Below are 26,689 nucleotides of genomic sequence, written 5' to 3' on the forward strand. Positions count from 1 at the left end.
ATGAAGCCGAGCTCGTTCATGGCCGCGATCACCAGCTCCGCACGGGCCTGCGCGCGCTCGGGATTGCGGTTGGGCGCAAGACGCGAGGGCGACTGGACCAAGCCCGCCAGCACGGCCGCTTCCGAGAGCGAGATGTTGCGGGCCGATTTGCCGTAATAACGCTGGGAGGCGGCCTCGACGCCGTAGGCGCCGGCGCCGAAATAGACCCGGTTGAGATAGAGTTCGAGGATCTGGTCCTTCGAGTAGTTGCGCTCGAGCCAGAGCGCCAGGATCGCCTCCTGGATCTTGCGCGAGGCGGTGCGCTCCTGGGTCAGGAAGAGGTTCTTGGCGAGCTGCTGGGTCAGGGTCGAGCCGCCCTGCAGGCCGCCCTTATGGGCCAGGTTGCGGTAGACCGCGCGGGCAATGCCGACGGGATCGATGCCCCAATGGTCGTAGAAGCGCCGGTCCTCGATCGCCACGAAGGCCTTGGGCAGGTAGGGCGGAAGTTCTTTCAGCGAGACGGTGCGTCCGCCGGTCTCGCCGCGATTGGCCAGAAGGGAGCCGTCGCTCGCCATGATGGCGATGTTCGGCGGGCGTTTCGGCACCGTAAGCTGGTCGATAGGTGGCAGCTGGGAGGCGTAATAGGCCACCACGCCGCCGACGGCGATCACACCCCAGAGGCAGAGCACGAGACCGGTATAGACGAGCTTGCTGAAGAGGGAACGTCCACCCTTGCGCTTGGATTTCTTGAGCTTGGCCGGGCGACGCGGTCCGCCCCCGCCGTTTGAAGAAGCCCGTCTGCGCGCCATGGTCCCCCCTGCCCGGTCCTCGGGCGAGAGGTGAAAGTCCAGCTCCCCCGCTTCCCCAGCGGTCGCATCGAAGACCGGCTCGCGCCGGTCGCGTCCGTTCGCCACTTTTGAATAACCCCGCATCGATGTGGCCGGTATATCGTCCGGCCTTCCATGCTCTCGGAGCACCCTAATTGTGGCGGTTTAAGGGGCGGTTAACGGGGATTAACCCCTCCCGAACCGGATCTGCCAGGGCGTGGTTTTCGTGCCACGAACCCTATTCCGCCGCCAGCGGCAGCTCCCCGGTTTCCAGGTCCGCCTGAGCGAGATCGCGGATACGGCGCAGGTCGTTCAGGAACGCCTCATAGGCCTCCCGCTTGGTAGCCTCGTCAGGCAGGCGCAGCAGATAGGACGGGTGCACTGTGACGTAACCTTCGTACGGACCAAACCGGGCTCGCCCGCGCGAGCGGGTGATCGGCGTCGCCTTGCCGGTCAGAGCCAGTACAGCTGTCGCTCCGAGCGCTACCACGAGCTTGGGCCTTACCAGCTCAAGCTCCTTCATGAGCCAGGGCCGGTAATGCTTCACCTCTCCGGCCGTGGGCTTGGAATGGATACGCCGGTGCCCGCGCTGCTCGAATTTGAAATGCTTGACCGCATTGGTGAGGTAGGCCTGCTCGCGATCGATGCCGGCTTCCTTCATGGCCTTGGTCAGGAGCTTGCCGGCGGGCCCCACGAAGGGGCGGCCCTGCAGATCCTCCTGGTCGCCCGGCTGCTCGCCGACGAAAACGATCTCGGCATGGGCGGGGCCCTCGCCGAACACCGCCTGGGTCGCTCCCGGCACGAGCGGGCCGGCCTTGGCGATGATGGCGTTGAGCTCCTTCAGGTTCTTCGGCTCCTGATCCCACATGGCCTCAAGAGCACGCTCGGGGGTGCGTTTGGCGGGCATCGTCGCCTCCTGTTCGATCATCCGTTCAACGCGCCGGGAGGCGGTTTGGATCAGGCCGGGGATCGCGGCGGTCTCGGGCATGTTGCGCCAGTATTTCTTCGGCATCTCGGCCCGCATGGCATTGGGGTTCACCCGGGCCGGGTTGAACACGCTCTCGTAGTAGCCGCGCCAGCCCTCCTCGAAACTGTCCTCTGCAGGGGCATCCTCGCGTTGCGCCGGCGGCCCGAAGGTCAGGGTCCGGCGATCCCAGCGCACCGAGCCGATGGGCGTGAGGATCGTCCAGTCCATGGAGCGGAAGCGGTCGACGAAGAAGGGAGCCGCCGCCTCCAGGATGAAATGCTCGGGCTCGAACCAGGCGGCGAAGCGCTCGAGATCTTCGCCGGTCATCCGCCTGAAGCGCACGAAGGCATGCATCTTGTGCAGGTCGCGTCGCACGGATCGCGCCATCAGGTCGATGCGGTGCACGAGAGGATCGCTCGCCACCTCGAGCAGATCGCGCTCGCCGTTCAGCACCCGCCAGACGAGCTGGTAGAGCAGGGCGTAGCGCTCCGGGTCGCTGTGGCAGACCACATGCTCGATCAGTCGCGCCACTCCCTTCGGAACCGTGACTGGCGGTGCATCCCCCGTGGATTCCTGGCCGAACAGGCCAGGCGCGTCATCGATGGCGAAGACCACATGCTGCGGCGCCAGTTCCTCGGCGATCAGCCGCCGCACCGCTTGGCGGAAGCCATCGAGATCAGCGCCGGTTCTGAGCGTGATGCGGTGGAGGGTCATGTCTTAGCTCCATGGTCATTCCGGGGCGGCCAGAGGCCGAGCCCGGAACCCATAACCGCTGACGATGCAGGAATACGCATAACGGTAATCGTGCTTTCTTGAGCCGTCGTGTTCATGGATTCCGGGTTCGCCTGCGGCGCCCCGGAATGACAGCTTGATGGCGGGCTCATCCGAACAGGCTCAACTGCTCAGGCTTCTCGATCAGCCGTTCGCGCAGGCCGAGAGAGTCGAGCCTGGCTTTCGGGTGGTGGTCGGCCGTGATGAGGAAAGGCTTGGCGCGCTTGAGCCCCGAGGTGAGGCGGGCGACATCCTCCAGGCGCAAGGTCGTGTGCTTTCGCGCCACCACGATCTTGTCGACCGCCCGGGCGCCGAGGCCGGGGACGCGCAGCAGCATCTCGCGCTCGGCGCTGTTCACGTTGACGGGGAAGCGGTGGCGGTTCTTCAGCGCCCAGGCGAGCTTCGGGTCGACGTCGAGGTCGAGCATGCCCTTGTCGGTCCCGGCCGCGATCTCGTCCACGTCGAAGCCGTAATAGCGCAGCAGCCAGTCGGCCTGGTAGAGCCTGCTTTCGCGCATCAGCGGCGGCGATTTCAGGGGCAGGATGGCGCTCGAATCCGGGATCGGGCTGAAGGCGGAGTAATAGACGCGCTTCATAGCGTAGTGGCCATAGAGCTTGGCGGATGTGCGCAGCACGTCCGCATCCGTGGTGTCGTCCGCGCCGACGATCATCTGCGTGGTCTGGCCGGCCGGCGAGAAATGGCGGCGCTCCTCGCGGGCCTCCTCGATGCGCTCGAACATCTGCGCCATCGCGGTCTCGATGGAGGCGCCGTCCTTCTCCGGCGCCAGCCGCTCAAGGCTCTTTTCCGTCGGCAGTTCTAGGTTGATCGACAGCCGGTCGGCCCACAGCCCCGCTTCCTCGATGAGCCAGGGGCTCGCTTCGGGAATGGTTTTCAAGTGGATGTAGCCCCGGAAGCCGTGATTGCGGCGCAGCTTCTTCGCCACCAGCAGCATCTGCTCCATGGTGTAGTCCGGCGAGCGGATGATGCCGGAGGACAGGAACAGGCCCTCGATGTAGTTGCGCTTGTAGAACTCGACCGTGAGCGTCACCACTTCGTCGACCGAGAACTTCGCCCGTTTCACGTTCGACGACCGCCGGTTCACGCAATAGGCGCAGTCGAACAGGCAGTAATTGGTGAGCAGGATCTTCAACAGCGAGACGCAGCGCCCGTCCGGCGTGTAGGCGTGGCAGATGCCATTTCCGTCCGTCGAGCCCAAACCTCCCACGTCGGCCTTGCGCTTGGGCGCGCCGGAGGAGGAGCAGGAGGCATCGTATTTGGCCGCGTCCGCCAGGATGCGCAGCTTCTTGGCAAGCTTCTCGTCCATGGACCTTCCGCAGATTTGTTCATGATTTGTTCTACCACGGAGGCCGGCTGTTGGCGAGGCCCGGAACAGGGACGGGAGGTCGCATCGGTCTCGATCCAGAGGGGCACGGCGAGAAAAGACATGCGGGCGGCACCGATGCTCCGCGGGACCTGCGTCTGGAAGTGCGCAAGGACGGCTCGCTCCAGCCTAACTGTGCTCTAATTCTCTCCTCTGATGATGCCGGGTGAAGGATTCCGGGAACAACCCGGCCGTCAAAGGAGGATACGATGCGCTTATCTCATCTCGGGGCTTTGATCGCTCTCGGCTCCCTGCTCGTCTCGCCGGCTTTCGCCCAAACCGCCGCTCCGGGAACCGCCACTCCCGGCACGGCCGCGAAACCGCCGATGACCGGGACGGCCCCGGCGACGGGCGCCGCCAAGCCGATGCCGAGCACCACATCGTCCACGAGCGCGCTCATCGATATCAACACCGCGTCCAAGGACCAGCTCGACAAGCTGCCTCAGATCGGCTCGGCCCGGGCAGATGCGATCATCAAGGGCCGCCCCTACAAGGCCAAGAACGAGCTCGTGGACAAGAAGATCATTCCACAGAACGCCTATGATGCGATCAAGGATCGGATCATCGCCCATCAGAAATCATGAGCAGCCAACAAAAAAAAAGGGGCCCGACGGGCCCCTTTCTCTTATCCGCTGGAAGCGGCTTAGCGGCTGTACTTGAACTCCGGAGCAGCCTTCAGCTGGTCCTTGGTCATGTCCAGCAGGGCATGATCGGGAGCGGACCGTTTCATGTTGTCGGTGGTCGTCGTGGTCGTGGTCGTGGTCGACCCCGTCGTTGCCGGCGCAGTCGAGGTGGTGTTCGTCGTACCGGCCGTGCCGGTCGTGGTGTTCGCAGCGGTCGTGTTCGCGCGCGGCTCGGTGACGAACTTGATCTGGTCGAAGGGAACGGCGACGTCATGCTCGCCCATGCCGAGGAAACCGCCGACGCCGATCACAACGGCCTCGACCTTGCCGCTCTGATCCACGAGCAGCTCGCTGATGTCGCCGATCTTCTCGTTGTTGTTGTTATAGACGTTCAGGCCTTCGATCTTCGATGCACGCCACTGGCCGGCACGCTCCTGGGTCATCCAGTTGCCGCTGGACACGGATCCGGCCGACGCAGCGGCGTTCGGGCTTGTCGACGAAGTCGCTGGCTGATTCTGGGCGAGAGCCGGGGCCGACAGAAGAGCCGTTCCGAGAAGCGCCATCATGAGATGCTTTGAAGCCATGTATTCCTCCTGAATATGGGTGACGCACTGTCACGTCTGATCTCTCAACGGCGGAGGGGGAGATTGGTTCTGTCAAGAAGATGGGCAGTCTCCCAAGTTTTGCTCAACCCCTGCGCAGCGGCACGGCAAGGAACCGCTTGCTCCTTCGGAGAATGCTCCTAAACTCGGCCAAGCTTCCTCGCCGAGCCTCCGAAACGGAACGCATGATCCGAACCCTCCTCGATGGCCTTTATCGCCTCGCCGGCTATCTCGCAGGCGTCTTCCTCCTCGTGATCTTTCTCCTGATGATGGGCCTGTCCCTGGGGCGAGGCCTCGGCATCAACATCCCGGCCGGCGACGATCTCGCCTCCTGGTCCATGGCCGCGATGGCGTTCCTGGGGCTGGCACACACCTTCCGCTCCGGCGAGATGATTCGGGTCGGCCTCCTCACTGATCGCCTTCAGGGTCGCACCCGCTGGTGGTTCGAGATGTTCTCCCTCGTGATCGGCCTCGGGTTCGTGGGCTTCTTCGCTTGGCATGCGGTGTTCCTGACCTATGACAGCTGGCGCTTCAACGACATGGCCCAGGGCGTCCTGGCGATCCCGCTCTGGATTCCGCAGATCGGCTATGCGGCCGGCCTCGTGATCCTGTTCATCGCCTTCGTCGACGAGTTCATCCATGTGCTGCGCGGGGGCGACCCGCGCTACGAGAAGCCGCCCGCCACCACGGCCGAAGAGGTGGTGGAGCGCGCGATCCAGAGTGGAGTTTGAGGCGTCATGGAACTCATCGAGATTTCAGGCCTGCTTCTCCTGCTGCTCGCGGTGCTTCTCGCCGGCGGCGTATGGATCGCCATCGCGCTCATGGCCTGCGGCTGGGTCGGCATGCAGTTCGTCGGTGGCGGCATCCCGGCAGGTTCAGTGCTCGCCACCACGATCTGGGGCAATTCCGCCTCCTGGACGCTCGCCGCATTGCCGCTCTTCATCTGGATGGGCGAGATCCTGTTCCGCACACGGTTGTCGGAAGAGATGTTTCGCGGATTGGCGCCCTGGCTCAACTGGCTGCCGGGAAGATTGATGCACGTGAACGTGCTCGCCTGCGGCATCTTCGGGTCGGTTTCCGGTTCGTCCGCCGCCACCTGCGCGACGGTCGCCAAGATCGCGTTGCCGGAGCTGAAGAAGCGCGGCTACGACGACATGGTGAGCCTCGGCTCGCTTGCGGGTGCGGGCACGCTGGGCATCCTCATTCCGCCCTCGATCACCATGGTGGTCTATGCGGTGGCTGCCAACGTGTCGATCATCCAGATCTTCCTCGCGGGCTTCCTGCCGGGCCTGCTCGTGATGGCGCTCTATTCCGGCTACATCGCCGTATGGTCGGTGCTCAATCCGGCGAAGTCGCCTCCCCCTGAGCCGACCATGTCGTTCCGCGAGAAGCTGAGGGAATCGACCAATCTCATCCCCGTGGCGCTTCTGATCGCGCTCGTCTTCCTGACCCTCATGCTCGGCTGGGCCACGGCGACCGAATGCGCCGCCTGGGGCGTGCTCGGTTCGCTCGCCATCGCCTGGTGGTCGGGCTCGCTGTCCTGGGAATCCTTCTGGGCCAGCGTCATGGGAACGACGCGCATTACCTGCATGATCATGCTGATCCTGGCGGGCGCCTCCTTCATGTCCACCTCGATGGCCTATACGGGCATCCCCCAGGCTCTCGCCTCCTGGGTCGACAGCCTGCACCTCTCGCCCTATGCGCTGATCGCCGCGCTCACGCTCATGTACATCCTGCTCGGTACGGCGCTCGACGGCATCTCGATGATCGTGCTGACCACCGCCGTGGTGATCCCCATGGTGAAGACTGCGGGCTTCGACTTGGTCTGGTTCGGCATCTTCCTGATCCTGGTGGTCGAGATGGCGGAGGTCTCGCCCCCGGTCGGGTTCAACCTCTTCGTGCTGCAGACCATGTCGGGCAAGGATTCGAACACGGTGGCGCTCGCCTCGCTGCCCTTCTTCTTCCTGCTCGTGGTGGCGGTCGCCATCATCACGGTCTTTCCCAGCATCGTGATGATCCTGCCGCAGATCGCCTTTCCGGACTAAACCGTTCCATAAAAACCAGTGGGAGAACGACAATGAAACACATGACACGCTTCGGCTTGAGCCTCGCGGGAGCCCTGCTCCTGGCAGCGCCCGCGATGGCGCAGACCAAGTGGAACCTGCCCGCCGCCTATCCGCCGGACAACTTCCACACCGAGAACCTGAACGCCTTCGCCAAGGATGTCACTGAGGCGACCGGCGGCAAGCTGCAGATCACGGTCCACGGCAATGCCTCGCTCTTCAAGGCTCCGGAGATCAAGCGCGCGGTGCAGACCGGTCAGACCCAGGCCGGAGAGGTGCTGATGTCGCTGCACGAGAACGAGGATCCGGTCTACGGCCTCGACGTGGTGCCCTTCCTCGCCACCTCGTTCGACCAGGCGAAAAAGCTCTGGGACGTGCAGAAGCCCGCGATCGAGAAGAAGTTCGCAAGCCAGGGCCTGATGCTGCTGTTCGCGGTACCGTGGCCGCCGCAGGGCATTTTCGCCAAGAAGGACATCAACACCGTCGACGATCTGAAGGGCGTGAAGTGGCGCTCCTACAATCCCGGCACGGCCCGCATCGCGGAACTCGTCGGCGCACAACCGGTCACCGTGCAGGCCGCGGACCTGCCGCAGGCGCTTGCCACCGGGGTGGTCACGACCTTCATGACCTCGGGAGCCACCGGCTACGATTCGAAGGTGTGGGAATCGCTGTCCCACTTCTACGACACGCAGGCCTGGATCCCGAAGAACCTGACCTTCGTCAACAAGGCGGCTTTCGACGCGCTCGACAAGCCGACCCAGGAAGCGGTGCTCAAAGCCGCCAAGACGGCAGAGGAGCGCGGCTGGAAGACCGCTCAGGAAAAGACCAAGTGGTACACCGACCAAATGGCCGGGAAAGGCATGAAGGTCCAGCCGCCGAGCGCCGAGCTCAAGGCGGGCCTGCAGAAGGTCGGCGAGCAGTTGACGCAGGACTGGTTGAAGAAGGCCGGCCCTGACGGACAGGCCATCGTCGACAGCTACAAGAAGGCGGCGATGTAGAGCATCCCTGCCCTCTCACGTCATGGCCGGGCTTGTCCCGGCCATCTCGATTGGAAAAGCGCCGCACTCTCCGGAAGCGAGATCACCGGCACAAGGCCGGTGATGACGGCGTGATTCTCACGCCAGCGTGAAATCCATCGTGATTTCGGCGTTGAGAACCTTGGAGACCGGGCAGTTCTTCTCTGCCGCGCGGGCGAGTTCCTCGAACTTGGCCCGGTCGATGCCCGGCACGTTGGCGCTGAGCGTCAGAGCCGACTTCTTGATCGCGAAGCCGCTGCCCTCCTGTTCGAGGGAGACGACCGCCTCGGTGGCGAGCTCGGTCGGCGTGAAGCCCGCGCCCTGGAGCTGGAAGGCAAGGGCCATGGTGAAGCAGCCGGCATGGGCGGCGGCGATCAGTTCCTCCGGGTTCGTGCCCTTCTCGTTCTCGAAACGGGTCTTGAAGGAATAGGGCGTCGAGGACAAAACGCCGGAATCCGACGTGAGATGGCCGCTGCCATCCTTGCCCGTCCCCTGCCAAACGGCTCTTGCCTTGCGGTTCATTGTGATCTCCTTTTGCGGATAGGCTTGGAGCATCGGACCCAAAAGTGGGATGCACTTTTGGGTCCGATGCTCCGCTCTTAGAAGAGCGCATCGTTCGGGGCGGAAAACCGAGTCCACTTTTCCGCACGATGCGCTAGTGATCTAGGACAGTTTGCGCCAAGCTCCAGAGTCTCTCCCTTGTTCGAGTTGCAGGTTTGCGATGTCGATTATCAACCAGGTCCGTCTGCGCCCTCGGCTTCTCGGAGCCGCTCTCGTTGTCCTTCTGGTCTTCGCCGTCCTGCCATCTTCCTGGGAAATCAATTCACGTCTGCTTGTGGCCTGGGATCTCGGCGTGGTGGTCTATCTCGTGCTGGCGGGAGCCATGGCGGCCCATTCCTCGACGGCCATGATGCAGGACCGCGCCGCTCAGGAGGACGAGGCCGCCGTCGTCGTGCTCGCCCTGACGCTCGCGGCGTCCATCGCAAGCCTCGCCGCCATCGCCATGGAACTCGCCGGCATCCGCGACGGCGGCACCGACGGGAAAGGCTTCCATCTGGCCATTGCAGGGATCACGATTCTTTGTTCCTGGTTCTTCGTGCATACGATCTACGCCATCCATTACGCCCATGAATACTACGGCGATAAAGGCGAGCGGCAAGGCCTCGCCTTTCCGCACAAAGACCGGCCCGATTATTGGGACTTTCTCTATTTTGCGTTCAACCTCGGGGCCGCGGCACAGACGTCGGACGTGGTCATCGTGTCCAAGCGCATGCGACGTCTGGCACTCGCCCACACGATCCTGTCCTTCCTGTTCAACACCACGATCCTCGCGCTGGCCGTGAACGTCGGGGCAGGAATGCTTTAAGCCGGAGTGCTTTCAGGCTCGGGCCTTGCATGACCATGATCGTTATGCAGAAGTCTTCGGCGAAAACACATGTTGCCAGCAATGGGGAGCGGATTTCATCGTCCCGATGAAATTCCTCAGGGCATGTGTTCACACCTGCCGAATGAACCGATGCTCATCGTCCCCGCGACCGCCGCTTCCGTCCCCATCCTCGAAACCGAGCGCCTCGTCCTGCGCGGCCATCGGGTGGACGATTTCGCCGATTGCTTCGCTCTCTGGACCGATCCGGACGTAACGCGGTTTATCGGCGGCAAACCCTCCACGCAGGAGGAGGTCTGGGGGCGGTTGCTGCGCTATGTGGGGCACTGGTCGCTGCTCGGCTTCGGCTACTGGGTCATCATGGAAAAGGAAACCGGCCGCTTCATGGGGGAGGTCGGGTTCGCCGATTTCAGGCGCGAGATCGACCCGTCCCTCGAAGGGATACCGGAAATCGGCTGGGTTCTCGCGCCCGATTGCCAGGGCAAGGGCTATGCGACCGAGGCCGCACGGGCCGCCATCCTGTGGGGCGAGGAACATTTCGGCCCCGCGCGCACCGCCTGCATCATCGCGCCGGAGAACGAGGCCTCGATCCGGGTCGCGGAACGATGCGGCTACCGGGAGTTCCGGCGCACCACCTACAGGGATCATCCGACGATCATGTTCGTGCGGGAAAAGGCCGTTCCTTAAGGTTCGTCCGCAAAAGCGGGACCGGCGAGTCTCTCGGCATAGGCGCGAAGATCCTTCGGCCAGAGCTGGATCAAAGCCATGAACAGCTTCCGATCCCCTGCGAAGAGCGCTCGCGAGGCCTCCTCGAAACCGACCTCGTCGCCCGCCAGGGCAGACATGAACCGATAGAGTGCCTCCTGCGCCTGCCGCACGCGGTCCTTCGACCCATTGCCACGCCGTGCTTCCTCGACAAGCTTGCGCAAGGCAACCGATGCGCCGCCCGGTTGCGCGTTGAGCCACTCCCAGTGACGCGGCAGCAGAGTCACCTCCCGGGCGATCACACCGAGTTTGGGCCGGCCGGGGCCACGCGGTTCAGGCCTGTCGGGCACGGGATCGGAGCTATCGCCCAGCCGCTTCAACACATCCTCAAGGGTGCCGCGGAAATCCACTTCGACGATACGGCAGGTCTCGTCGTCGAGAATGAGGACGGGCGTGCCTTCGTCGCGATCGAGCCATTCCTTGGCCGCTTCGGCCACTGATGAAAGGGAGCCCGATGCGATCAGGCGGTGGCCTGTGAAAGCCGTAAATGTCCTGGGAACGTCACTCATCGTGTCCTCGCCGTCATAGAAGATGGCGGGTTTTATCCGGGTTAAATCTGGATGTCAATTATACCCGGGTAAATCCATGTTCTACATTCCGGTCAGCTCATCGTCCTTCTCTCCGTCGATCACATGCCGGGCCACGTCGAACCGGAAGCCGGCGCGCGCCATGGCGGCGAGGTCCTTGTCGCGATAGGGCGCTCGCTCCCCGGACCGGAACGGCCCGAGCTTGCGGCGGCGGGCGAAGGCGCGGGCGGCCTGCTCCTCGTTCCCGTCGTCCTGCTCCAGCACGGCCGCGATGGTCGCGCGGTCCACGCCCTTGGCGGAAAGCTTGGCCTGGATGGCGCGGGCTGAGCCACCCCGGCGGCGCAGGGTGGCGACCCGGGCCTCAGCATAGCGGGTGTCGTCGATGAGGCCGCTTCTGAGGCTCTTCGCCACCACCTCGTCGATCATGTCCTGGAAGGCAGCGGGATCCTCGCCGCGCAGGCGACAGCGCTTGTCCACCTTGCGCCGCAGCACGCGGCGCAGGTTCTCGGCCGAGGAGGCATAGCGTTCGAGATAGGCCAGCGCCGCCCGCTGCAGGTAGGCGGCCGTCACCTGTCGCGGCGGCTTGCGGAGCGGCTTATCGGCCTCGTCCGTCATTCCGGCTTCGCATCCGAGGGCGGTGCGGCCTCGCCCGGCTTTTCAACCTGCCCCCGCCGTTGCAACTGCAGCGCCACGAACCAGCACAGGGACGCCCAGGCGGCGCCCACCGCCCAGCCGGCGAGCACGTCGCTCGGCCAGTGCACGCCGAGATAGACCCGGCTGATGCCGACCAGCAGGGTCGTGGTGATGGCCAGACCCATGATGAACGTGCTGACGCGCCGGCTCTTCTCCACACGGGCGAGCAGGGCTCCCAGGGTCAGATAGGTAATGGCCGACAGCATGGCATGTCCGCTCGGGAAGCTCGCGGTATAAACCCGGGCTGCATGAGGCACGAGGTCCGGTCGCGGGCGTTCGAAGCCCATCTTGAGCCCCGTGGAGATCAGCATGCCGCCCACGATGGCAACGAGCACCAGAAGCGCTGCGCTCTGCTTCCTGGTCATGAGCAGGTAGATCCATGTGGCCAGCGTGATCATGGTCAGGATGGCGTAGCCGCCGAGGCCGGTGATGTCCCGCGCGGCTTCCTCGACCCATGAGGGCCCAAGCGGATTGGCCGGGTTCTGTGGATCGCGCAGCGCTAACAGCAGGTAGCTGTCGAGGGCATGGGTTTCCCCTTCCCGCACTTCGTCGGCCAGCGCGATGAACGCCCAGGCGAAGAATCCACAGGCGGACAACGATAGAAGCGGACCGACCTCGTTGAGGCGCAGACGAAGCCACAGGCGCGTGGCGGGGGCGAGAAGCGTGTTCATGGCCCCCTGAGATAGGAGAGTTCAAAGCGTCTGGCGAGGGGAGAGCGCATTGCTCTCACACCTCCAGCTGCTTCCGCCATTCCTTCGGTGCCGTGATGCTGCCGAGGTTGAGCCACTCGGCCATCAGGCGAAGCTCTTCTCCGAGGGCGGGAGCGATCTCTTCCGGAGCAACGGAGGTTTCCGGGTGGATCGAGTGTACGATGAGATTGCCTGCGGCCCGGTCGGCCTTGAGGTCCACGCGGGCCACGATCTTTTCGCCCAGCACGAAGGGTAGGCAGTAATAGCCGAATTCCCGCTTCTCGGCCGGCGTGTAGATCTCGATCCGGTAGCGGAAATCGAACAGGCGCTCCGTGCGGGTGCGCTCCCAGACGATCGGGTCGAAGGGCGACACGAGGGCTCTGGCTTCGACGCGGCGCGGGATTTTGGCCTGTGGGTCGAGATAGACCGGCCCGTTCCAGCCCTCGACCGTGACGGGGACGAGATCACCAGCCTCCACCAGTTCGGGAATGCGGGCCTTCGCGTCCTGCGGCTCCAGGCGGAAATAGTCGCGCAGACAGCGCTCGGACGCGATGCCGAGCGCCCTGATGGAGTGCCGCAGCAGCTCGCGCTGCGCCTCGTCGGCCGAGGGTGTTTCGGCATTCAGGATGTCCGAGGGCAGAACGCGCTCGGGCAGATCGTAGATGCGCTCGAAGCCGCGCCGCGTGGCGGTGGTGACCTCGCCGGCCCAGAACAGCCATTCCAGAGCCCGCTTGCCGTCGCTCCAGCCCCACCACGAGCCCTGGCCCTTATGTCCGCCGGAAAGCTCGCCCGCGGCCATCGGGCCATGCGTGGCGATCTCGCGGCGTACCTCCTCGATGAAGGCGCGCTTTTCCTGCCCGAACCTGGCGAGACCGCCATAGATGCCCTCGCCCCGCCTGGCGCGCTCCATCCGCCAGCGGAAGAGAGGATGCAGGTCGAGCCGGATCAGCGAGGCCTCGTGGCCCCAGTACTCGAAGGTCTCGCGCTTCCGGGCGTGATAGGCGGCCTTCTCGAGAAGGTTGCGGTCATAGGCGCCGATCCGCGAGAAGAGCGGCATGTAATGGGCCCGGACCAGCACGTTGACCGAATCGATCTGGAGCAGGTGCGAACGCTGCAGCACGCGGCTCAGGTGCCGCCTCGTCGCGGCTGCAGGCCGAGCTTCGTGGAGGCCCTGAGCGGCGAGCGCAATGCGCCGCGCTTGGGCGGGGTTGAGTTTGGTGCGCGATGTCATGGGCGAACAATACCGGAACGTTGTCCCAGAGCGCCAGAGCCGTGGTCCTCTGCAAGCCTGGAACGACGCGGAACCTGTGGATCGCATTCCCGCCTCATCCGTGCGGCCTGAGGATCGCGCCCTGAAGACAGGAGAGCCAAGGCCTTGTGACCGGCATCTTTTCCGTTCTGCAAGAATACCCAGTCCTGGCTCGGCCATCCTTGCATTTCAGCAAGACCGGCTTGGCGTTCCGCAGGGTCGCAACGGCACTGTCCCGCGTCTATCTTCGTTGCAACATTGATGGAGACAGCACCATGAAGCTGACCGGAATTCACCATTTGACCGCCGTCACCGCGGACGCGCCGGGCAACCACGCCTTCTACACGCAGACTTTGGGTCTGCGCCTCGTCAAGAAGACCGTAAATCAGGACGATGTGAGCGCCTACCATCTGTTCTATGCGGACGGAAAGGCTTCCCCCGGAACCGACATCACCTTCTTCGACTGGCCGGTCGCGCGCGAGCGGCGCGGCACGCACAGCATCTCCCAGACGGCCCTGCGCGTGAACGGCGAGAAGGCGCTGCAATGGTGGAAGGATCGCTTCGGCAGCCTCGGCGTCCGCAGCGAGTCCATCGTGGAACGTGATGGACGACTCAGCCTCGACTTCGAGGATTTCGAGGGCCAGCGCCTCAGCCTCGTCGATGACGGAGGGCAGGGCGAGGTGCATCCGTGGGAGCGTAGCCCCGTGCCGATCGAGTACCAGATCCGTGGCCTCGGCCCGATCCGGATCAGCGTGCCGAAGCTCGATCGCACGGCTCGCGTCCTGACGGATGCGATGGATATGCGCGCCGCCCGCGAATACCGCGTCGGCGACACGCCGGTTCACGTCTTCGAGATGGGAGAGGGCGGTCCAGCGGCGGAACTGCATGTGGCGGTGGAGCCCGGCCTTTCTCCAGCCCAGCCTGGAGCAGGCGGCGTGCACCACGTGGCCTTCCGCACGCCGAACGAGCAGACCTATCAGGAATGCTGGGAGCGGCTGCAGTCTCTGAGGGCGCCCTCCAGCGGCCCGGTCGACCGCTATTACTTCCAGAGCCTGTACTTCCGCGAGCCGAACGGAATCCTGTTCGAGATCGCCACGGACGGTCCGGGCTTTGCCACGGACGAACCCATGGAGAAGCTCGGCGAGCGCCTGGCCCTGCCGCCCTTCCTGGAGCCGCGCCGGGCACAGATCGAGGCAGGTCTCAAGCCGCTCTGATGCGGGCGCCCACGTCGGAATAGAACGCAAAAGTTGCAAGCCGCCTCGCCCTGGTTGCGAGGCGGTTTTGCTTTAAGAGAACCGATAGGATTTGATGCTGCTACGATTGACTAACCATTACAAGATAACGCTGGCGGTTTCGCCGCTTTTACTTCCGTAGCGGAGTTGTGTAACGTTTTGATCAAATTTATGTGTTTCTATCGCTTATATTTGATGTTCCGTAGGGGATCTGCATGCTCGGCGCCAAGATGAGAATGGGCCTGCTGGGAACGCTTGTTGCGTTCCTGGGAATCGTGGGCGCGGCTTATGCCGCATCGCTGCCCGCTCCGAAAGAGCGGCCGATCCTCACGATCTCCGGAAAGATCGACGTCACGAACAAGGACGGTACGGCCCAGTTCGACCGCGCGATGCTGGAGGCTCTTGGGCTTGTCACGATCGAGACGACGACGCCTTGGTATGAAGGGAAGGTCAAATTCGAAGGCGTTCCTCTCGACAAGCTGATGAAGCAGGTCGGAGCCAAGGGAGAGCGCGTGTCCGTCGTCGCGCTCAACGATTACGCGACCGAGATCCCGATCGCGGACTTCGCGAAATACAATGTCATTCTCGCCATCAAGCGCGACGGCGAATATATGCCTGTGCGAGACAAAGGTCCTCTGTTCATCGTTTATCCATACGACAGCAACCCCGAGCTCAAGAGCCAGACCTATTATGCTCGCTCGGCTTGGCAGGTTGCCAGGATCGAAGTGAAGTAGCAGCAGACCGGTAGGTCTCGGAGGCCTTACGCATTTGTCCTTGCGCAGCTTCAAAGCGATTATTGCGATCGTCATCGGCGGCTTTCTGATCGCCGGCATCTACATTTCGGTGCTGGTCGTCCAGCGCCAGGGTGCCTTGCAACAGATCTCCGTTTACAACCCGGCCTGGGAAGCGGGACAAGCCGCCTCCGAATTCATCCGTCTCGAGCACCGCCTGTCCGAGTTCGGCAAGCCTGGAACGGATATCGACAAGGACGAAGTCGATCTGCGCTTCGATATCCTGCTCGGCAGGGCGCAGATGCTGAACGAGGGAAGTTTTCAGGATCTTCTCCAGCGCAATCCCGAGCATCACGCGACCCTCCGGGACTTCCAGGACACGCTTGCCGCAGCCCAGCCCCTGATCGCGCAGATCGACACGAACCCGGCGGCGGCGAGACAGGCTCTCGACCTTCTGCGTCCTTTGGAAGGCAAGCTCGCGCAGCTTGCATCCGTGGCGCACAACCATGGCGCGGCGCTCGTTCAAAGGGACCAGCAGGAGCTGATCCGGCTTCACTGGGCCTTCTCCGGCATCGCGGCAAGCCTGATCCTCGTCGGGGTCGTCCTGATTTTCCTCCTCGACAAGCATAACCGCCTTCTCGGGCGCGCCCATGAGGAGCTGCATGTCCTGGCCCATCAGGATGCTCTCACGGGCCTGCCCAATCGCGTGGTGCTTCGCAGCGAGCTGGAGAACGCGCTCGTACGTCAGAAGCCGAACGGTCGCATGGTGTCCGTTTCCTATCTCGACCTGGATCACTTCAAGGACGTGAACGACTCCTTCGGCCACGAAACGGGCGACGAGCTGCTCAAGGCCGTGGCCGAGCGTCTGCGCGCCTGCATTCCGGCCACCGAAGGCCAAGTGCGCAATCTGATTTCCCGCTTCGGCGGCGACGAGTTTGCCATCCTCCAGACCGGCATCCGTCGCCCCGAGGAATGCGCCGCGCTTGCATCGCGCATTGTCGAAGCGTTGCGCGAGCCGTTCAGCGTGAACGGGCAGGAGCTTTTCATCGGCACCAGCATCGGCATCGCGCTGGCTCAGAGAAACATGACCTCGAGCCAGATCCTGAAACATGCGGACATGGCGCTCTATCATGCCAAGGCCGACGGACGGGGCACGTTCCGCTTCTTCGAGCCGGATATGGACGAGCAGCTTCAGGCGCGTCGCGCCCTGGAGGTCGATCTGCGCAAGGCGATGACCAACGGTGAGTTCGAGCTGTTCTATCAGCCGCAGATCAATATCCAGAAAAGCGAGATCGGCGGGTTCGAGGCTCTTCTGCGCTGGCACCACCCCGAGCGCGGTCTCGTTCCACCGGGCGAGTTCATCCCGGTAATCGAAGATACCGGCCTCATCTCGCCTCTGGGCGATTGGATCATCGAACAGGCCTGCAAGGAGGCCGCCACTTGGCCGGGCGAGATGCATGTGGCCGTCAATCTCTCGCCGATTCAGTTCCGCAACCGCGGTCTCGTCCAGAGCGTCAGCAACGCCTTGGCTTCGTCCGGGCTCTCTCCGCACCGGTTGGAGCTGGAGATCACAGAGTCGGTCCTGCTGCAGGACAACGAAATGACCGTCTCGACGCTCCATCAGCTGCGCCGGCTCGGCGTGCGCATTGCGATGGACGATTTCGGAACCGGCTACTCGTCCCTGAGCTATCTTCGCAGCTTTCCCTTCGACAAGATCAAGATCGACCAGTCTTTCGTGCGGGAAATGTCCCAGCGGGCGGATTGCCTGGCCATCGTGCAATCCGTCGCCAACCTCGGCGCCAGCTTAGGCATGCCGACCGTGGCCGAGGGCATCGAGACGGAAGATCAGCTTCGGCAGGTTCAGGCGGCCGGATGTACCGATGCACAGGGCTATTATTTCGGGCGCCCCAAGCCTGCGCGGGAACTGGTTCATACGCTGGATGCTCTCAAGCACAAGGTCAGAGTTGCTTAGATCCGGTTCTGTTTCCGGCATTGAAGATGAATGTCCAGAGCCTTCACGGTTTTATGAGTGAAGCGAACTGTGTTAGGTACATTTTCCATTGCCTAAACGCGAAAACTCCGCATGAATCAATGTTCGGTAAGCTGAGCCTCTAGGTCAGCGTCAGACAGGAATCGACGACGGGAGCAAGTTGCATGAAGACATACTGCGAATTTACGTTCGAAGCCGCGCACTCGGTGGCTCCCTATTCCGGGCTGCATGGACATACCTTCATCGTCAAGCTCACCTTCGGCGGCGCCGTCGACGAGATTTACGGCTGGCCGGTCAACCTCTACGAGGTCGAGAACTACATCAAGGAAATCAAGGGCGAGCACGGCTCGGGCCTTGACCACGGCAACCTCGATCTCAACCCCGAGATCGGAATCGCCTCGCTCGAGAACGTGACGACTTATATCTGGCGCTTGGTGAAACAACGATTCCCGAACCTCGAAGAGGTCGAGCTCAAGCGCGGCATGCCCGGCTCTACGGAAGGCTGCATCTACCGTGGCGAAACGGCGGATGGCAGCCGTCTCGCAGCCTGACGAACATTCGGGATCCTCAAAATGAAAGAGCCGCCCTTGTGTGGGCGGCTCTTTCATTTTGGATGCAGTCTGGCCTCAAGGCGTATAGCCGAACGAATAGGATATCGTCAGTCCGGCGCCGAACTGATTCTCCGAGCCGAACCGCTTGACGATCGGGCTGTCGGCCGCGTCTCCAACCAGACGCTTGTAGGTCACGAAGGCGGTGGTCGACCATTGCTGGGACCAGTCGTAGCTGATGGCTCCCGTCGCCCCCACCGAGGTGATGCCGCCCGAGGGCCGGTAGGGCGTGACCCGTCCGTTCAGCGCCGCCTCGGCCGGCGTCACGCCGAAATAGGTTTGCATGAACTCGCTGTCGCCGAGTGCGAGGCGGGGACCGACCGAGACCGTGAAGGCCCCGAACCTCTGAACCGCATCGAGGCCGAAATCAGCCACGAAGCCCTCATGTCCGCCAAAGCCGCGCCGGATCTCGGCGCGGGCGCGCAGGAAATCGAGAGGCCAGTATTCCACGAAAACGCCGGGCTCCACCGCCCAGTCGATCTTCTCCAGGCCGAAGAGTTCCCGATTGTCCTGATAGTAGCGACCGCCCACAAAGCGGCCCACGACACCGACACGGACGGCGGAATCCTCAAGGAACGAGAAGCTCAGACCGTCGTCGGGAGCACTGAAGCGTTCGACCGTGCCGGCCCGGCGGAAGCTCAAGGATGGATAGCCGATGAAGCTGAACTCGTCCGAACCCGGATAGGACGGTCCGACCCGCAGGTTGCCCTTCACGGTGACGATCCAGCCCGTGGATTGCTGCATCGGCTCGGGCGAAAAGAAGAGATCGGCGGCCTGAGCCGTGGTCGTGCCCAGCATGAGGGCGGCGAGAACGGCAAGGGATGGGGCTGCGCGCATGGCTCTTCCGATTGCAATTTCCATCCTGCCGTCGTGGCCGCAAACGGCCGTAACGTCAAGCCTCCGGTTGGTTCTATGGTTTCGCGTTCGTGACAGGCCGGCGCGTGGGAGAACTTTCGCGAGCTTGGGCGGTTGATGGAGAGACAGAATGTTGCAAGGGAGAAGTTCTTGTCCGTGTTAAGCGCCAGCAGCCGTCCGCAGCCGGATGAGTTCTACCCCAAGCCGCCGCCGACCGAGCCGGTTCCCGGCGTGCCGGCTCCTTCCGAGACGCCTCAACCCGTTCTCCCCGGTGCTCCGTCTCCCCTTCCGGAGCAGCCGCCGGAACCCGAGAAGCCGGTCACCCATCCGATGCCGCCGCCCGAGGTTCCGTAAGAGGGCTGAGCCGGAGACGTATCTCCGTCCTGTTCAGGCTCCTTCGACGCGAAGGTTGTTCTGCACGTGCGTGATGCCGGAGGCTAGCTCCGCCAGATCTTCGGCCCGGCGCTTGAGGCCGCGGCTCGAAACGGTTCCGTTGAGCGTGACCTCGCCTTCCCTCACCAACACCTCGATGTTCGACGCATCGATGAACGGGTCTTGTGTCAGGCGCTCGCACACGTCCTCATGGATGCGCTCGTCGGAACGCTTGTAACCCTTGGGACCGCGCCCGCGGTGGCCGCCGCTGGAGCGCCCGCCTTCTCGGCCCGAGCCGACGTCAGGATCGTTCGGATCGCGCGACCCGAAGGCTCCGAGGCCGGAACGATCGCCGCTGTAGCCCGGATCGAAACCTTCGTCGTCCGGAGGTCCACCACGCCCGTCGTCGATCACGCCGCCTGCAAACTCGTTGGTATCGCTGCCGTAGCCGCCCGGATATTCCCGCCCTTCGCCGCGAAAGCCGACGGCGCCACGTGGAGGCAGGTCACCATAGCCGTTGTCGTCGTTGAAAGGGTTCCGATTCCTGCGACGGACATCTACCATCGTTCTGCTCCTTCTCATTTGCAGGAGCAACCACCCGGCTTCTCTCCGGTTCCACTTAAAAGGAATGCAGGTTTTCTCGGCATGAAGGCAGCTCAGCGCATCACGTTTTTCAACGATATCTTTGCCCGTGACCAGGGACGATGCGTCTATTGCGGCATTCCGGCGAGGCGCCCGGGGCGCGGCGTCAGGCGTGCTCCCGATCTCGCAACCCTCGACCACGTTCGGCCCAAAGCCTTCGGCGGGCCGCTCGACCGCGACAATATCGTGCTGGCCTGCGCCGCCTGCAACAACGAACGCGGCACGATGGACGCCCAGGCGTTCCGAGACCTGAAGGGGCGGAAGAAACCAGCGGACGCTTAATGTCGTATGGACGTGGAACAGGGCTCTCCGTCCCGACGTTCGTCAGCCACAAGCGCCACGGCGAAAGGACAGGATCGATGAACATCGAGGATCAGGTGCGCGAGGCCATCATCGCCGAGCTGAAGCGTCAGTCCGATGCGGGTCAGCAGGGCCTTCGCGTCAAGTCGGGCGACGCCGAGATGATCACCATCGAAGGTCGCGTCAACCTCGATGAACTGACGATGGCGGTCGTGGGCTCCTTGGCGGGCGGCCCCTGACATTCACGCTCTCGCCGTAGCGGCTCCGAGTTGCGCCGACATCGCTTCCTGCTGCGGATCCAGTGTGAGGTAACGCAGGCGTCGGTGGTCTTGCGGCGCATTGGTCAGGAGCAACAGAGCCTTCTCCATGTCACGCTTCCCGGCGGCCCAACGATCTCGTATCGAGGAGGGAGAGTAGTCGAAGGTCTTTCCGGCGCGCTCGTCGCTTCCCGCATAATAGGCCAAGTGCAGCAGCGTGGCCCTGGGGCCTTCAGGCTCCCATCGGTCACGGAGGGCGTATTCCCGCTCGAGCGCCTTCAGGCTCCGCCGCGTGGCACTGGCGAAGATGAGATCGTTCGCTCGTTCCGCCGTTGAATCGAGCGACGCCGGACGTGATGCATGCAGGCTGAAAAGCTCGACGGCGATGCAGGTGAAGTCCCGATCCATCGGTTCGGCGAAGGGCACGTCGAGGGGCAGATTGTTGGTATAGCCCGGATCGCACAGCAACCGGCCGCCGATCTCGACCGGCGGAAAGATCGGCGTGATGGCGGCGCTCGCCAGGAAGTGCTCGGGCGTGAGGGTGTCGCGGGTCGTATCGAACAGGACCTCGTCGCCGGATTCCAGGTCGACGCAGCCGATGGTGAGCCTGATGTCGCCCCGGTTCAGCCGGTCGAAGTCGATGAGCCTTTCAAGGGTCTGGCGCAGAGGCGCATGGTCGTAAAGCGCGACATCGTTCGGCATCCAGGGCAGCATGGACAGCATCCCTGGAAAGCGATGTCCGAACAGTCCTGGCCGGCCGAACAGGAGTGCCGTGATCGTATGCAGCTCGTTGTAGGTGTGCCGGATCCTCGTGCCGCGTCCCAGCAGGCCTGGCGAATGGATCATCGCTTCGTCCCAGAATGCTTTGAGTCGATCCAGGCGATCCTCAGGCGCATTCCCGGCGATGATCCCGCCCGTGACCGCGCCGATGGAGCCGCCGACGATCCATTGCGGTTCGATAGCCTGCCGCAGAAGAGACTCGTATGCACCGGCCAGATAGGAGCCGAGCGCATTGCCGCCGCCGAGCACCAGGACCGGCGTCTGCTCCTTGCCCAACTTCTCCCGACCTGATTTCGGCGAAGGGTTCATCGTCACCGCCTTGGCAAATCACCGTACGCCGCCAGGTTTGAAATGGCGCTCCTATGCGGTCATAGGAGACGGCAGGAAACGCTCGCCTCTCGTGAGGGTTCCGGGCACAAGCAGAGCAGATACGAGGATATGATCGTGGCGAAGCAGGATATTTCCATCCGGACTGAAGACGGGAACGCCAAGGCGGGATTGTTCCGCTCGAGCGGTCAACGTGCGGCAGGCGTCATCCTCTACATGGATGCGTTCGGACCGCGTCCCGCGCTCGATGCGATGGCCGAGCGCCTCGCGGGCGAGGGCTATCTGGTTCTCGTTCCCGATCTCTTCTATCGCTTCGGCGATTATGGTCCCCTGGATGCCAAGACGGCCTTTTCCGTGGAGCCGACCCGCAGTGCGTTGAGGAGCATGATTGAGGGCACGAGCCAGGACATGACCCGGCGGGACACGGCTGCGTTCATTGCCGCTTTGACGGAGGCCGGCGCCACGGGCTCGATCGGCACGGTCGGCTATTGCATGGGCGGAAGCCGCGCCATCCATGCCGCTGCCGCCTATCCCGACCGCATTGCGGCCGCGGCGAGCTTCCATGGCGGGCGCCTCGCAAGCGATGTCCCCGACAGCCCGCATCGTCACGTGTCGACGATCAAGGGCCGCGTCTATGTGGGCAGCGCCGGGGTCGACGGCAGTTTCCCGCCCGAACAATCGGCTCTCCTGGCGGAGTCATTGCGGCGGGCCGAGATCGATCACATCATCGAAAACTATGTCGGCATGGCCCATGGCTGGGCCGTATCCGATCACAGTGTCTATGACGAGCGCGGTGCCGAGCGGCACTGGAAGCGGCTGCTCACCTTCTTTGACGAAACGCTGCGGTAACACTTACGCTCGTTTCGACGCCTTCGGCGGCAGCGGGAACAGGCTTACGAACCGCTGGGCGAGGGATCGGTCGCCCTCGATCGTCAATGCACCCGCCTGTTCCAGCATCTCCAGGGGTTGGCCACCATAGATCGCTGCGGCCAGCATCGGTGGCGCTCCTGCAAAGATCACGTCAGCCTGATCGAGCGACGCGCGGACGATCTCGATCCGGCCATCGGCGACACGCGCGACAAAGGTTTCCTCGCCGATGCGGAAGCCGATCCGCGCATCCGATCCCGCTGCGCGCTTCGCGTCGAACATCGTCCGCATGGACAGCACCAGGGACGCGGTGCTGAATGGCAGGGTCGGATCGTGCGACGGCGAGCGCGCGGCCCAGCGGCCCATCGCCTGGAAGATCGGCTCGCTTTCATAACCCCATTCCGTCAGCTCGTAGACCTGTGCCGCGGCGGGCGGAGGCAGCTTGCGCCGCACGAGGATGCCTGCGGCTTCGAGTCCTTCGAGGCGCTGGGTCAGGACGTTGGCACTGATCCCGGGCAGGCTTTCGCGCAGGTCGCTGAACCGCTTCGGACCCAGCATGAGCTCGCGCATCACCAGAAGGGCCCAACGCTCGCCGACGAGATCGAGCGCGTGGGCGGTCGCACAAGCGTCATCGTACTGGCGCTTGGAGCGACTTTCCGGCTTATCAGTTATTTTTTCTAACTTCATAGTTGCTATTTATAACTAAGCGTGGAATCAATGTCAAACCGCAAGCCAAAAGGGAGCGACCCAATGCCCAAGCTGATCTTCGTGAACCTGCCCGTCAGTGACCTGCCCAAATCCATTGCCTTCTACGAGGCCTTGGGAGCGGTGAAGAACGAGCAGTTCACGGACCATACCGCCGCCTGCATGGTGTTCTCCGAGACCATCCACGTGATGCTCCTGACGCACGAGAAGTTCCGTCAGTTCACGCCCAAGACGATCGCCAACGCCAAGGACAGCACCGAGGTGCTGATCTGCATGTCCGCCGACAGCCGCGATGATGTCGACACGACCCTCGCAAAGGCTGCAGCGGCAGGTGGTACGGTCGATCCCGGCCCGAAGCAGGATTACGGCTTCATGTATGGCCGTAGCTTCGAGGATCTCGACGGGCACATCTGGGAAGTGATGTGGATGGATCTCGCGGCCGCCCAGGAAGCCATGAGTGCACCCGCGTTGGCGTAAGTGCGAAAAATCCAAAAGGGCGAAATCCAAAAGGGGAGTGAGGACGATGTCCGACCGGAATTCTGCTACGCATGAACTCTCGATCACACGGCTGATCGATGCCTCGCCCGAGGCCGTCTACAAGGTCTGGACCGAACGGGCCGGCGAATGGTGGGCACCACGTCCCTACACCACACCGGTGGTCGACTGGGACCTTCGTCCCGGAGGGCGGGCCTATACGATGATGCGCTCGCCCGATGGCACGGACATGCCCCATGAAGGCGTGTTCCTGGAGGTCGTGCCCCACCGCAAGATCGTCGTGACCGACGCCTTCAGGCCGGACTGGATCCCGCAGAATGCCTTCATGGTCGCCGTCTTCACCTTCGAGCCCGAAGGTTCCGGTACCCGCTACACGGCCCGTGTGCGTCATTGGAGCGAAGAGGCGGTGAAACGGCACGAGCAGATGGGCTTCCATGAAGGCTGGGGCATCGTGGCGGGCCAACTGGCCGAGCTGGTGGAAGGCCGGACCGTGGCCTCTGCGGCATGATTCATCGAGGGGATGAGGGCGCCTTTGCCGATACTCCTCCCGCACCGTCGCGCTCCCCATGCTCTTCCGCATAGGATTGTAAAAGCCATCCAGGCCATGCAAGCTCAGGCAAGCAGCAGGGGAGAGCGATGGTCGTCTATGTCTTGGCACTCCTGATCGGAGTGATTGCGGGTCTGCGCGCGATGACGGCTCCGGCTGCTGTCAGCTGGGCAGCCTCTCTCGGCCTCATCAATCTCGAGGGAACCTGGCTCGCCTTCCTGGGCTATCGTTTCACGCCCTGGATCATGACGGTTCTCGCCATCGGCGAACTGATCGGCGATCAGCTTCCCACCACGCCCAGCCGCAAGACGCTGCTTCCTTTCGCGACCCGGATCATCGTCGGCGGTCTATGCGGGGGCGCGATCGCTGCGCAAGGTGGTTCCTTCCTCGGCGGGCTTGTCGCCGGAGCCGTGGGTGGGGTCATCGGAACCCTCGGAGGTGCCGAAGGCCGGGCGCGCCTCGCCGCCGCCTTCGGCAAGGATCGTCCCGCGGCCTTGATCGAGGATGTCATCGCGATCCTGGGAGCGGCCTTGATCATGGGAGCGGTGCCATGACGAAAAACTTCGATGCCATCGTGGTCGGAGCCGGACAGGCAGGACCTTCGCTTGCCGGGCGGCTGACCGCAGCGGGGATGAAGGTCGCCATCGTCGAGCGCAAGCTCTTCGGTGGAACCTGCGTCAACACCGGCTGCATGCCGACGAAAACCCTCGTGGCGAGCGCCTATGCGGCGCATCTGGCGCGCCGGGGAGCGGATTTCGGCGTTTCCATTGCGGGGCCCGTCGCGGTCGACATGAAGCGAGTCAAGGCTCGGGCCGAGACCGTCTCGACCAATGCGCGCACGAATGTCGAGACCTGGCTGCGCGGCATGGATGGCCTGACGGTGCTCGAAGGTCATGCCCGATTCGAGGGGGCGGATACGATCCGTGTCGGCGAGGAGCTGCTGAAGGCGCCGCGCATCTTCCTCAATGTGGGCGGCCGCGCGAGCGTTCCCGACATGCCGGGCGTCGACACGGTGTCCTATCTCACCAACACGTCGATTCTCCAGCTCGATACCCTTCCAGGCCACCTGGTGGTGGTCGGCGGCAGCTATATCGGGCTCGAATTCGCCCAGATGTATCGACGTTTCGGCACGCAGGTAACCGTCGTCGAGAAAGGGCCGCGCCTGATCGCCCGCGAAGACGAGGATGTGTCGGAAGCCATTCGCGATATTCTGACCGCCGAGGGGATCACCGTTCGCACCAACGCCACCTGCATCGGATTCAAGCCGCATGCCGATGGCGTGGCGGTCGATGTCGACTGCACCTCCGGCGAGCCGGTCGTGGTCGGCTCGCATGTGCTGCTCGCCGTCGGACGCCGTCCCAACACGGACGATCTCGGCCTCGACAAGGCCGGCGTCGCGCTCGATGCGCGAGGCTACATCGAAGTCGACGATACCCTTGCAACGAGCGTCCCGGGCATTTGGGCGCTGGGTGATTGCAATGGTCGCGGCGCCTTCACGCACACGGCCTATAACGATTACGAGATCGTGGCGGCCAATCTGCTCGATGGCGCGTCACGGCGGGTCAGCGAGCGGCTGCTGGGCTATGCGCTCTACATGGATCCGCCGCTCGGCCGGGTCGGCATGACGGAAACGGAGGCGCGCAAATCGGGCCGCAAGCTTCTTGTTTCCAAACGTCCCATGACGCGGGTCGGACGCGCGATCGAGAAAGACGAGACGAAGGGCTTCATGAAGATCGTCGCCGATGCCGAGACCCGGAAAATCCTCGGGGCTGCCATTCTCGGGACCGGTGGCGACGAAGCGATCCACGGAATCCTGGACATGATGAACGCCGAGGCGGATTACACCACCCTGCAATGGGCCGTGCCGATCCACCCGACGGTCTCCGAACTGATACCAACCGTTCTCGGCGATTTGAAGCCTGTCGTTTGAGGTCATCTCGGGTACGTCCGTTCCGATGCTGCCGGCCGCATTACGGAATTGTAATCCTCCCGCAATGCAGCGAACAAACAGCCACGCCTACCGTGATCCCCGTCGGTTCGGACGGAGGACCATCCATGACTTCGAATCAGGAGCACGATGGGCACGGGAAAGCCAAGCTATCGCCTCTCGATCTGAAACAGATCAGGGACGCCGTCAGCCAGTTGCGCGCGGCGAGTCCGAAAAGCGTCTTGGCCGATCTGGTCGAGGAAAAAATCCGGGCGCTTGAGAATGACGATCCAACCTATGCCCTGGATGGACATCATCCGCAGGCATGGCGGATCTTCGGTTAAGGGAGGGCAGACAGCGTACGCCGCTCGCGTTTAGAGCATCGGACGCAAATTCGAACTCACGTCCGATGCTCTAAGCTATTGTTTTCCTGCATCTTTACACGCAAAACCGGTTCCCACTTTTGCGTTTGATGCTCTAGTCAAAATAAGGGGCGCCCTCTTGCGAAGGCGCCCTTT

Annotated in this window: 32 protein-coding genes; 19 read left to right on the forward strand and 13 right to left on the reverse strand. The window is 63.4% G+C overall.

All coding sequences use genetic code 11. The features are described 5' to 3' along the window. The 3 genes from DDF70_RS22190 to DDF70_RS22200 form a co-directional block, all read right to left on the reverse strand. Positions 1-893 (reverse strand): transglycosylase domain-containing protein (locus DDF70_RS22190; protein WP_170316109.1); only part of this gene is annotated, 893 nt, incomplete at its 3' end. Positions 894-1,044: 151 nt separating this feature from the next. Beyond that, on the reverse strand, positions 1,045-2,487 hold the full coding sequence (locus DDF70_RS22195) for a UdgX family uracil-DNA binding protein (protein ID WP_114946994.1): 1,443 nt from the start codon (positions 2,485-2,487) through the stop codon (positions 1,045-1,047). Between the two features lie 166 nt (positions 2,488-2,653). Continuing rightward, complete coding sequence (locus tag DDF70_RS22200) at positions 2,654-3,868, reverse strand: putative DNA modification/repair radical SAM protein (protein WP_114946995.1); 1,215 nt, start codon at positions 3,866-3,868, stop codon at positions 2,654-2,656. 266 nt (positions 3,869-4,134) lie between these two features. Here DDF70_RS22200 and DDF70_RS22205 point away from each other — a divergent pair, with 266 nt between their 5' ends. After that, positions 4,135-4,509 (forward strand): ComEA family DNA-binding protein, encoded by a 375-nt coding sequence (locus DDF70_RS22205; protein ID WP_114946996.1) that lies wholly within the window; start codon positions 4,135-4,137, stop codon positions 4,507-4,509. A gap of 59 nt (positions 4,510-4,568) precedes the next feature. On the opposite strand, the gene DDF70_RS22210 is transcribed toward DDF70_RS22205, so the two are convergent. Further along, complete coding sequence (locus DDF70_RS22210; protein ID WP_114946997.1) at positions 4,569-5,132, reverse strand: PRC-barrel domain-containing protein; 564 nt, start codon at positions 5,130-5,132, stop codon at positions 4,569-4,571. Positions 5,133-5,335: 203 nt separating this feature from the next. Here DDF70_RS22210 and DDF70_RS22215 point away from each other — a divergent pair, with 203 nt between their 5' ends. The 3 genes from DDF70_RS22215 to DDF70_RS22225 are packed head-to-tail and all read left to right on the forward strand — an operon-like array spanning position 5,336 to position 8,211. Further along, on the forward strand, positions 5,336-5,881 hold the full coding sequence (locus DDF70_RS22215; RefSeq protein ID WP_114947038.1) for a TRAP transporter small permease: 546 nt from the start codon (positions 5,336-5,338) through the stop codon (positions 5,879-5,881). Between the two features lie 6 nt (positions 5,882-5,887). Continuing rightward, positions 5,888-7,195, forward strand: coding sequence for a TRAP transporter large permease (locus DDF70_RS22220; protein WP_114946998.1), 1,308 nt, complete (start codon positions 5,888-5,890; stop codon positions 7,193-7,195). A 32-nt stretch (positions 7,196-7,227) separates the two neighbouring features. After that, positions 7,228-8,211, forward strand: coding sequence for a TRAP transporter substrate-binding protein (locus DDF70_RS22225; protein ID WP_114946999.1), 984 nt, complete (start codon positions 7,228-7,230; stop codon positions 8,209-8,211). Positions 8,212-8,328: 117 nt separating this feature from the next. Here the strand turns inward: DDF70_RS22225 and DDF70_RS22230 are convergent, their stop codons facing one another. Then, on the reverse strand, positions 8,329-8,751 hold the full coding sequence (locus DDF70_RS22230; protein ID WP_114947000.1) for an OsmC family protein: 423 nt from the start codon (positions 8,749-8,751) through the stop codon (positions 8,329-8,331). 199 nt (positions 8,752-8,950) lie between these two features. Here DDF70_RS22230 and DDF70_RS22235 point away from each other — a divergent pair, with 199 nt between their 5' ends. Then, positions 8,951-9,595, forward strand: a complete 645-nt coding sequence (locus DDF70_RS22235; protein WP_114947001.1) for a DUF1345 domain-containing protein — start codon at positions 8,951-8,953, stop codon at positions 9,593-9,595. Positions 9,596-9,745: 150 nt separating this feature from the next. Continuing rightward, the gene (locus tag DDF70_RS22240; protein WP_114947002.1) at positions 9,746-10,300 is read left to right on the forward strand and encodes a GNAT family N-acetyltransferase; all 555 of its coding nucleotides are present in this window, start codon (positions 9,746-9,748) and stop codon (positions 10,298-10,300) included. Here the strand turns inward: DDF70_RS22240 and DDF70_RS22245 are convergent. From DDF70_RS22245 to DDF70_RS22260, 4 genes are all read right to left on the reverse strand, one after another. Continuing rightward, a complete protein-coding gene (locus DDF70_RS22245) occupies positions 10,297-10,887 on the reverse strand; it encodes a DUF2239 family protein (protein WP_114947003.1) in 591 nt (196 codons plus the stop codon). The two genes, DDF70_RS22240 and DDF70_RS22245, sit on opposite strands and share 4 nt — an antisense overlap. A gap of 81 nt (positions 10,888-10,968) precedes the next feature. Then, positions 10,969-11,520 carry a regulatory protein RecX gene (locus DDF70_RS22250; protein WP_114947004.1) on the reverse strand — a complete coding sequence of 184 codons (552 nt, stop codon included), beginning with the start codon at positions 11,518-11,520 and terminating at the stop codon, positions 10,969-10,971. Beyond that, positions 11,517-12,269: a phosphatase PAP2 family protein gene (locus tag DDF70_RS22255; RefSeq protein ID WP_114947005.1), complete on the reverse strand. Its 753-nt coding sequence runs from the start codon at positions 12,267-12,269 to the stop codon at positions 11,517-11,519. The genes DDF70_RS22250 and DDF70_RS22255 overlap by 4 nt, the downstream gene beginning before the upstream one ends. Positions 12,270-12,324: 55 nt before the next feature. Continuing rightward, a complete protein-coding gene (locus DDF70_RS22260) occupies positions 12,325-13,518 on the reverse strand; it encodes a winged helix-turn-helix domain-containing protein (protein ID WP_114947006.1) in 1,194 nt (397 codons plus the stop codon). Positions 13,519-13,811: 293 nt separating this feature from the next. Here DDF70_RS22260 and DDF70_RS22265 point away from each other — a divergent pair, with 293 nt between their 5' ends. The 4 genes from DDF70_RS22265 (at position 13,812) to DDF70_RS22280 (ending at position 18,040) form a co-directional block, all read left to right on the forward strand. Then, a complete protein-coding gene (locus tag DDF70_RS22265) occupies positions 13,812-14,750 on the forward strand; it encodes a ring-cleaving dioxygenase (protein WP_114947039.1) in 939 nt (312 codons plus the stop codon). A gap of 233 nt (positions 14,751-14,983) precedes the next feature. Next, positions 14,984-15,502, forward strand: a complete 519-nt coding sequence (locus DDF70_RS22270) for a putative pterin-binding protein (protein ID WP_114947007.1) — start codon at positions 14,984-14,986, stop codon at positions 15,500-15,502. A gap of 40 nt (positions 15,503-15,542) precedes the next feature. Next, positions 15,543-17,471, forward strand: coding sequence for a putative bifunctional diguanylate cyclase/phosphodiesterase (locus DDF70_RS22275; RefSeq protein ID WP_162820574.1), 1,929 nt, complete (start codon positions 15,543-15,545; stop codon positions 17,469-17,471). 182 nt (positions 17,472-17,653) lie between these two features. Further along, positions 17,654-18,040 (forward strand): 6-carboxytetrahydropterin synthase, encoded by a 387-nt coding sequence (locus tag DDF70_RS22280; protein WP_114947009.1) that lies wholly within the window; start codon positions 17,654-17,656, stop codon positions 18,038-18,040. A gap of 75 nt (positions 18,041-18,115) precedes the next feature. On the opposite strand, the gene DDF70_RS22285 is transcribed toward DDF70_RS22280, so the two are convergent. After that, positions 18,116-18,934 carry a MipA/OmpV family protein gene (locus DDF70_RS22285; RefSeq protein WP_114947010.1) on the reverse strand — a complete coding sequence of 273 codons (819 nt, stop codon included), beginning with the start codon at positions 18,932-18,934 and terminating at the stop codon, positions 18,116-18,118. 168 nt (positions 18,935-19,102) lie between these two features. Between DDF70_RS22285 and DDF70_RS22290 the strand changes: the two genes are divergently transcribed. Continuing rightward, entirely contained in the window at positions 19,103-19,306 is a 204-nt protein-coding gene (locus tag DDF70_RS22290) for a hypothetical protein (RefSeq protein WP_162820575.1), read from the forward strand. A gap of 33 nt (positions 19,307-19,339) precedes the next feature. Here the strand turns inward: DDF70_RS22290 and DDF70_RS22295 are convergent, their stop codons facing one another. Further along, positions 19,340-19,888, reverse strand: a complete 549-nt coding sequence (locus DDF70_RS22295; protein ID WP_245435603.1) for a BON domain-containing protein — start codon at positions 19,886-19,888, stop codon at positions 19,340-19,342. Between the two features lie 81 nt (positions 19,889-19,969). Here DDF70_RS22295 and DDF70_RS36820 point away from each other — a divergent pair, with 81 nt between their 5' ends. Continuing rightward, positions 19,970-20,248, forward strand: coding sequence for an HNH endonuclease (locus DDF70_RS36820; RefSeq protein ID WP_162820576.1), 279 nt, complete (start codon positions 19,970-19,972; stop codon positions 20,246-20,248). Positions 20,249-20,325: 77 nt separating this feature from the next. Continuing rightward, the gene (locus DDF70_RS22305) at positions 20,326-20,505 is read left to right on the forward strand and encodes a hypothetical protein (protein WP_114947013.1); all 180 of its coding nucleotides are present in this window, start codon (positions 20,326-20,328) and stop codon (positions 20,503-20,505) included. Positions 20,506-20,508: 3 nt separating this feature from the next. Here the strand turns inward: DDF70_RS22305 and DDF70_RS22310 are convergent, their stop codons facing one another. Continuing rightward, positions 20,509-21,612: a patatin-like phospholipase family protein gene (locus DDF70_RS22310; protein WP_114947014.1), complete on the reverse strand. Its 1,104-nt coding sequence runs from the start codon at positions 21,610-21,612 to the stop codon at positions 20,509-20,511. A 129-nt stretch (positions 21,613-21,741) separates the two neighbouring features. On the opposite strand from DDF70_RS22310, the gene DDF70_RS22315 reads away from it, so the two are divergent. Continuing rightward, complete coding sequence (locus DDF70_RS22315; protein ID WP_162820577.1) at positions 21,742-22,479, forward strand: dienelactone hydrolase family protein; 738 nt, start codon at positions 21,742-21,744, stop codon at positions 22,477-22,479. Positions 22,480-22,482: 3 nt separating this feature from the next. On the opposite strand, the gene DDF70_RS22320 is transcribed toward DDF70_RS22315, so the two are convergent. Further along, complete coding sequence (locus DDF70_RS22320) at positions 22,483-23,184, reverse strand: winged helix-turn-helix transcriptional regulator (RefSeq protein ID WP_114947015.1); 702 nt, start codon at positions 23,182-23,184, stop codon at positions 22,483-22,485. Positions 23,185-23,247: 63 nt separating this feature from the next. Here DDF70_RS22320 and DDF70_RS22325 point away from each other — a divergent pair, with 63 nt between their 5' ends. The 5 genes from DDF70_RS22325 (at position 23,248) to DDF70_RS22345 (ending at position 26,515) form a co-directional block, all read left to right on the forward strand. Beyond that, positions 23,248-23,679, forward strand: coding sequence for a VOC family protein (locus tag DDF70_RS22325; RefSeq protein ID WP_114947016.1), 432 nt, complete (start codon positions 23,248-23,250; stop codon positions 23,677-23,679). A gap of 46 nt (positions 23,680-23,725) precedes the next feature. After that, positions 23,726-24,205 carry an SRPBCC family protein gene (locus DDF70_RS22330; protein ID WP_114947017.1) on the forward strand — a complete coding sequence of 160 codons (480 nt, stop codon included), beginning with the start codon at positions 23,726-23,728 and terminating at the stop codon, positions 24,203-24,205. Between the two features lie 128 nt (positions 24,206-24,333). After that, positions 24,334-24,798, forward strand: a complete 465-nt coding sequence (locus DDF70_RS22335) for a DUF4126 domain-containing protein (protein ID WP_114947018.1) — start codon at positions 24,334-24,336, stop codon at positions 24,796-24,798. Beyond that, entirely contained in the window at positions 24,795-26,174 is a 1,380-nt protein-coding gene (locus DDF70_RS22340) for an FAD-containing oxidoreductase (protein ID WP_114947019.1), read from the forward strand. The genes DDF70_RS22335 and DDF70_RS22340 overlap by 4 nt, the downstream gene beginning before the upstream one ends. Positions 26,175-26,299: 125 nt before the next feature. Beyond that, positions 26,300-26,515 (forward strand): hypothetical protein, encoded by a 216-nt coding sequence (locus DDF70_RS22345; protein ID WP_114947020.1) that lies wholly within the window; start codon positions 26,300-26,302, stop codon positions 26,513-26,515. The last annotated feature ends 174 nt before the right edge of the window (positions 26,516-26,689 follow it).

This window comes from Microvirga calopogonii, assembly GCF_003347665.1.
In the GTDB taxonomy this organism is placed as follows: Bacteria; Pseudomonadota; Alphaproteobacteria; order Rhizobiales; family Beijerinckiaceae; genus Microvirga; species Microvirga calopogonii.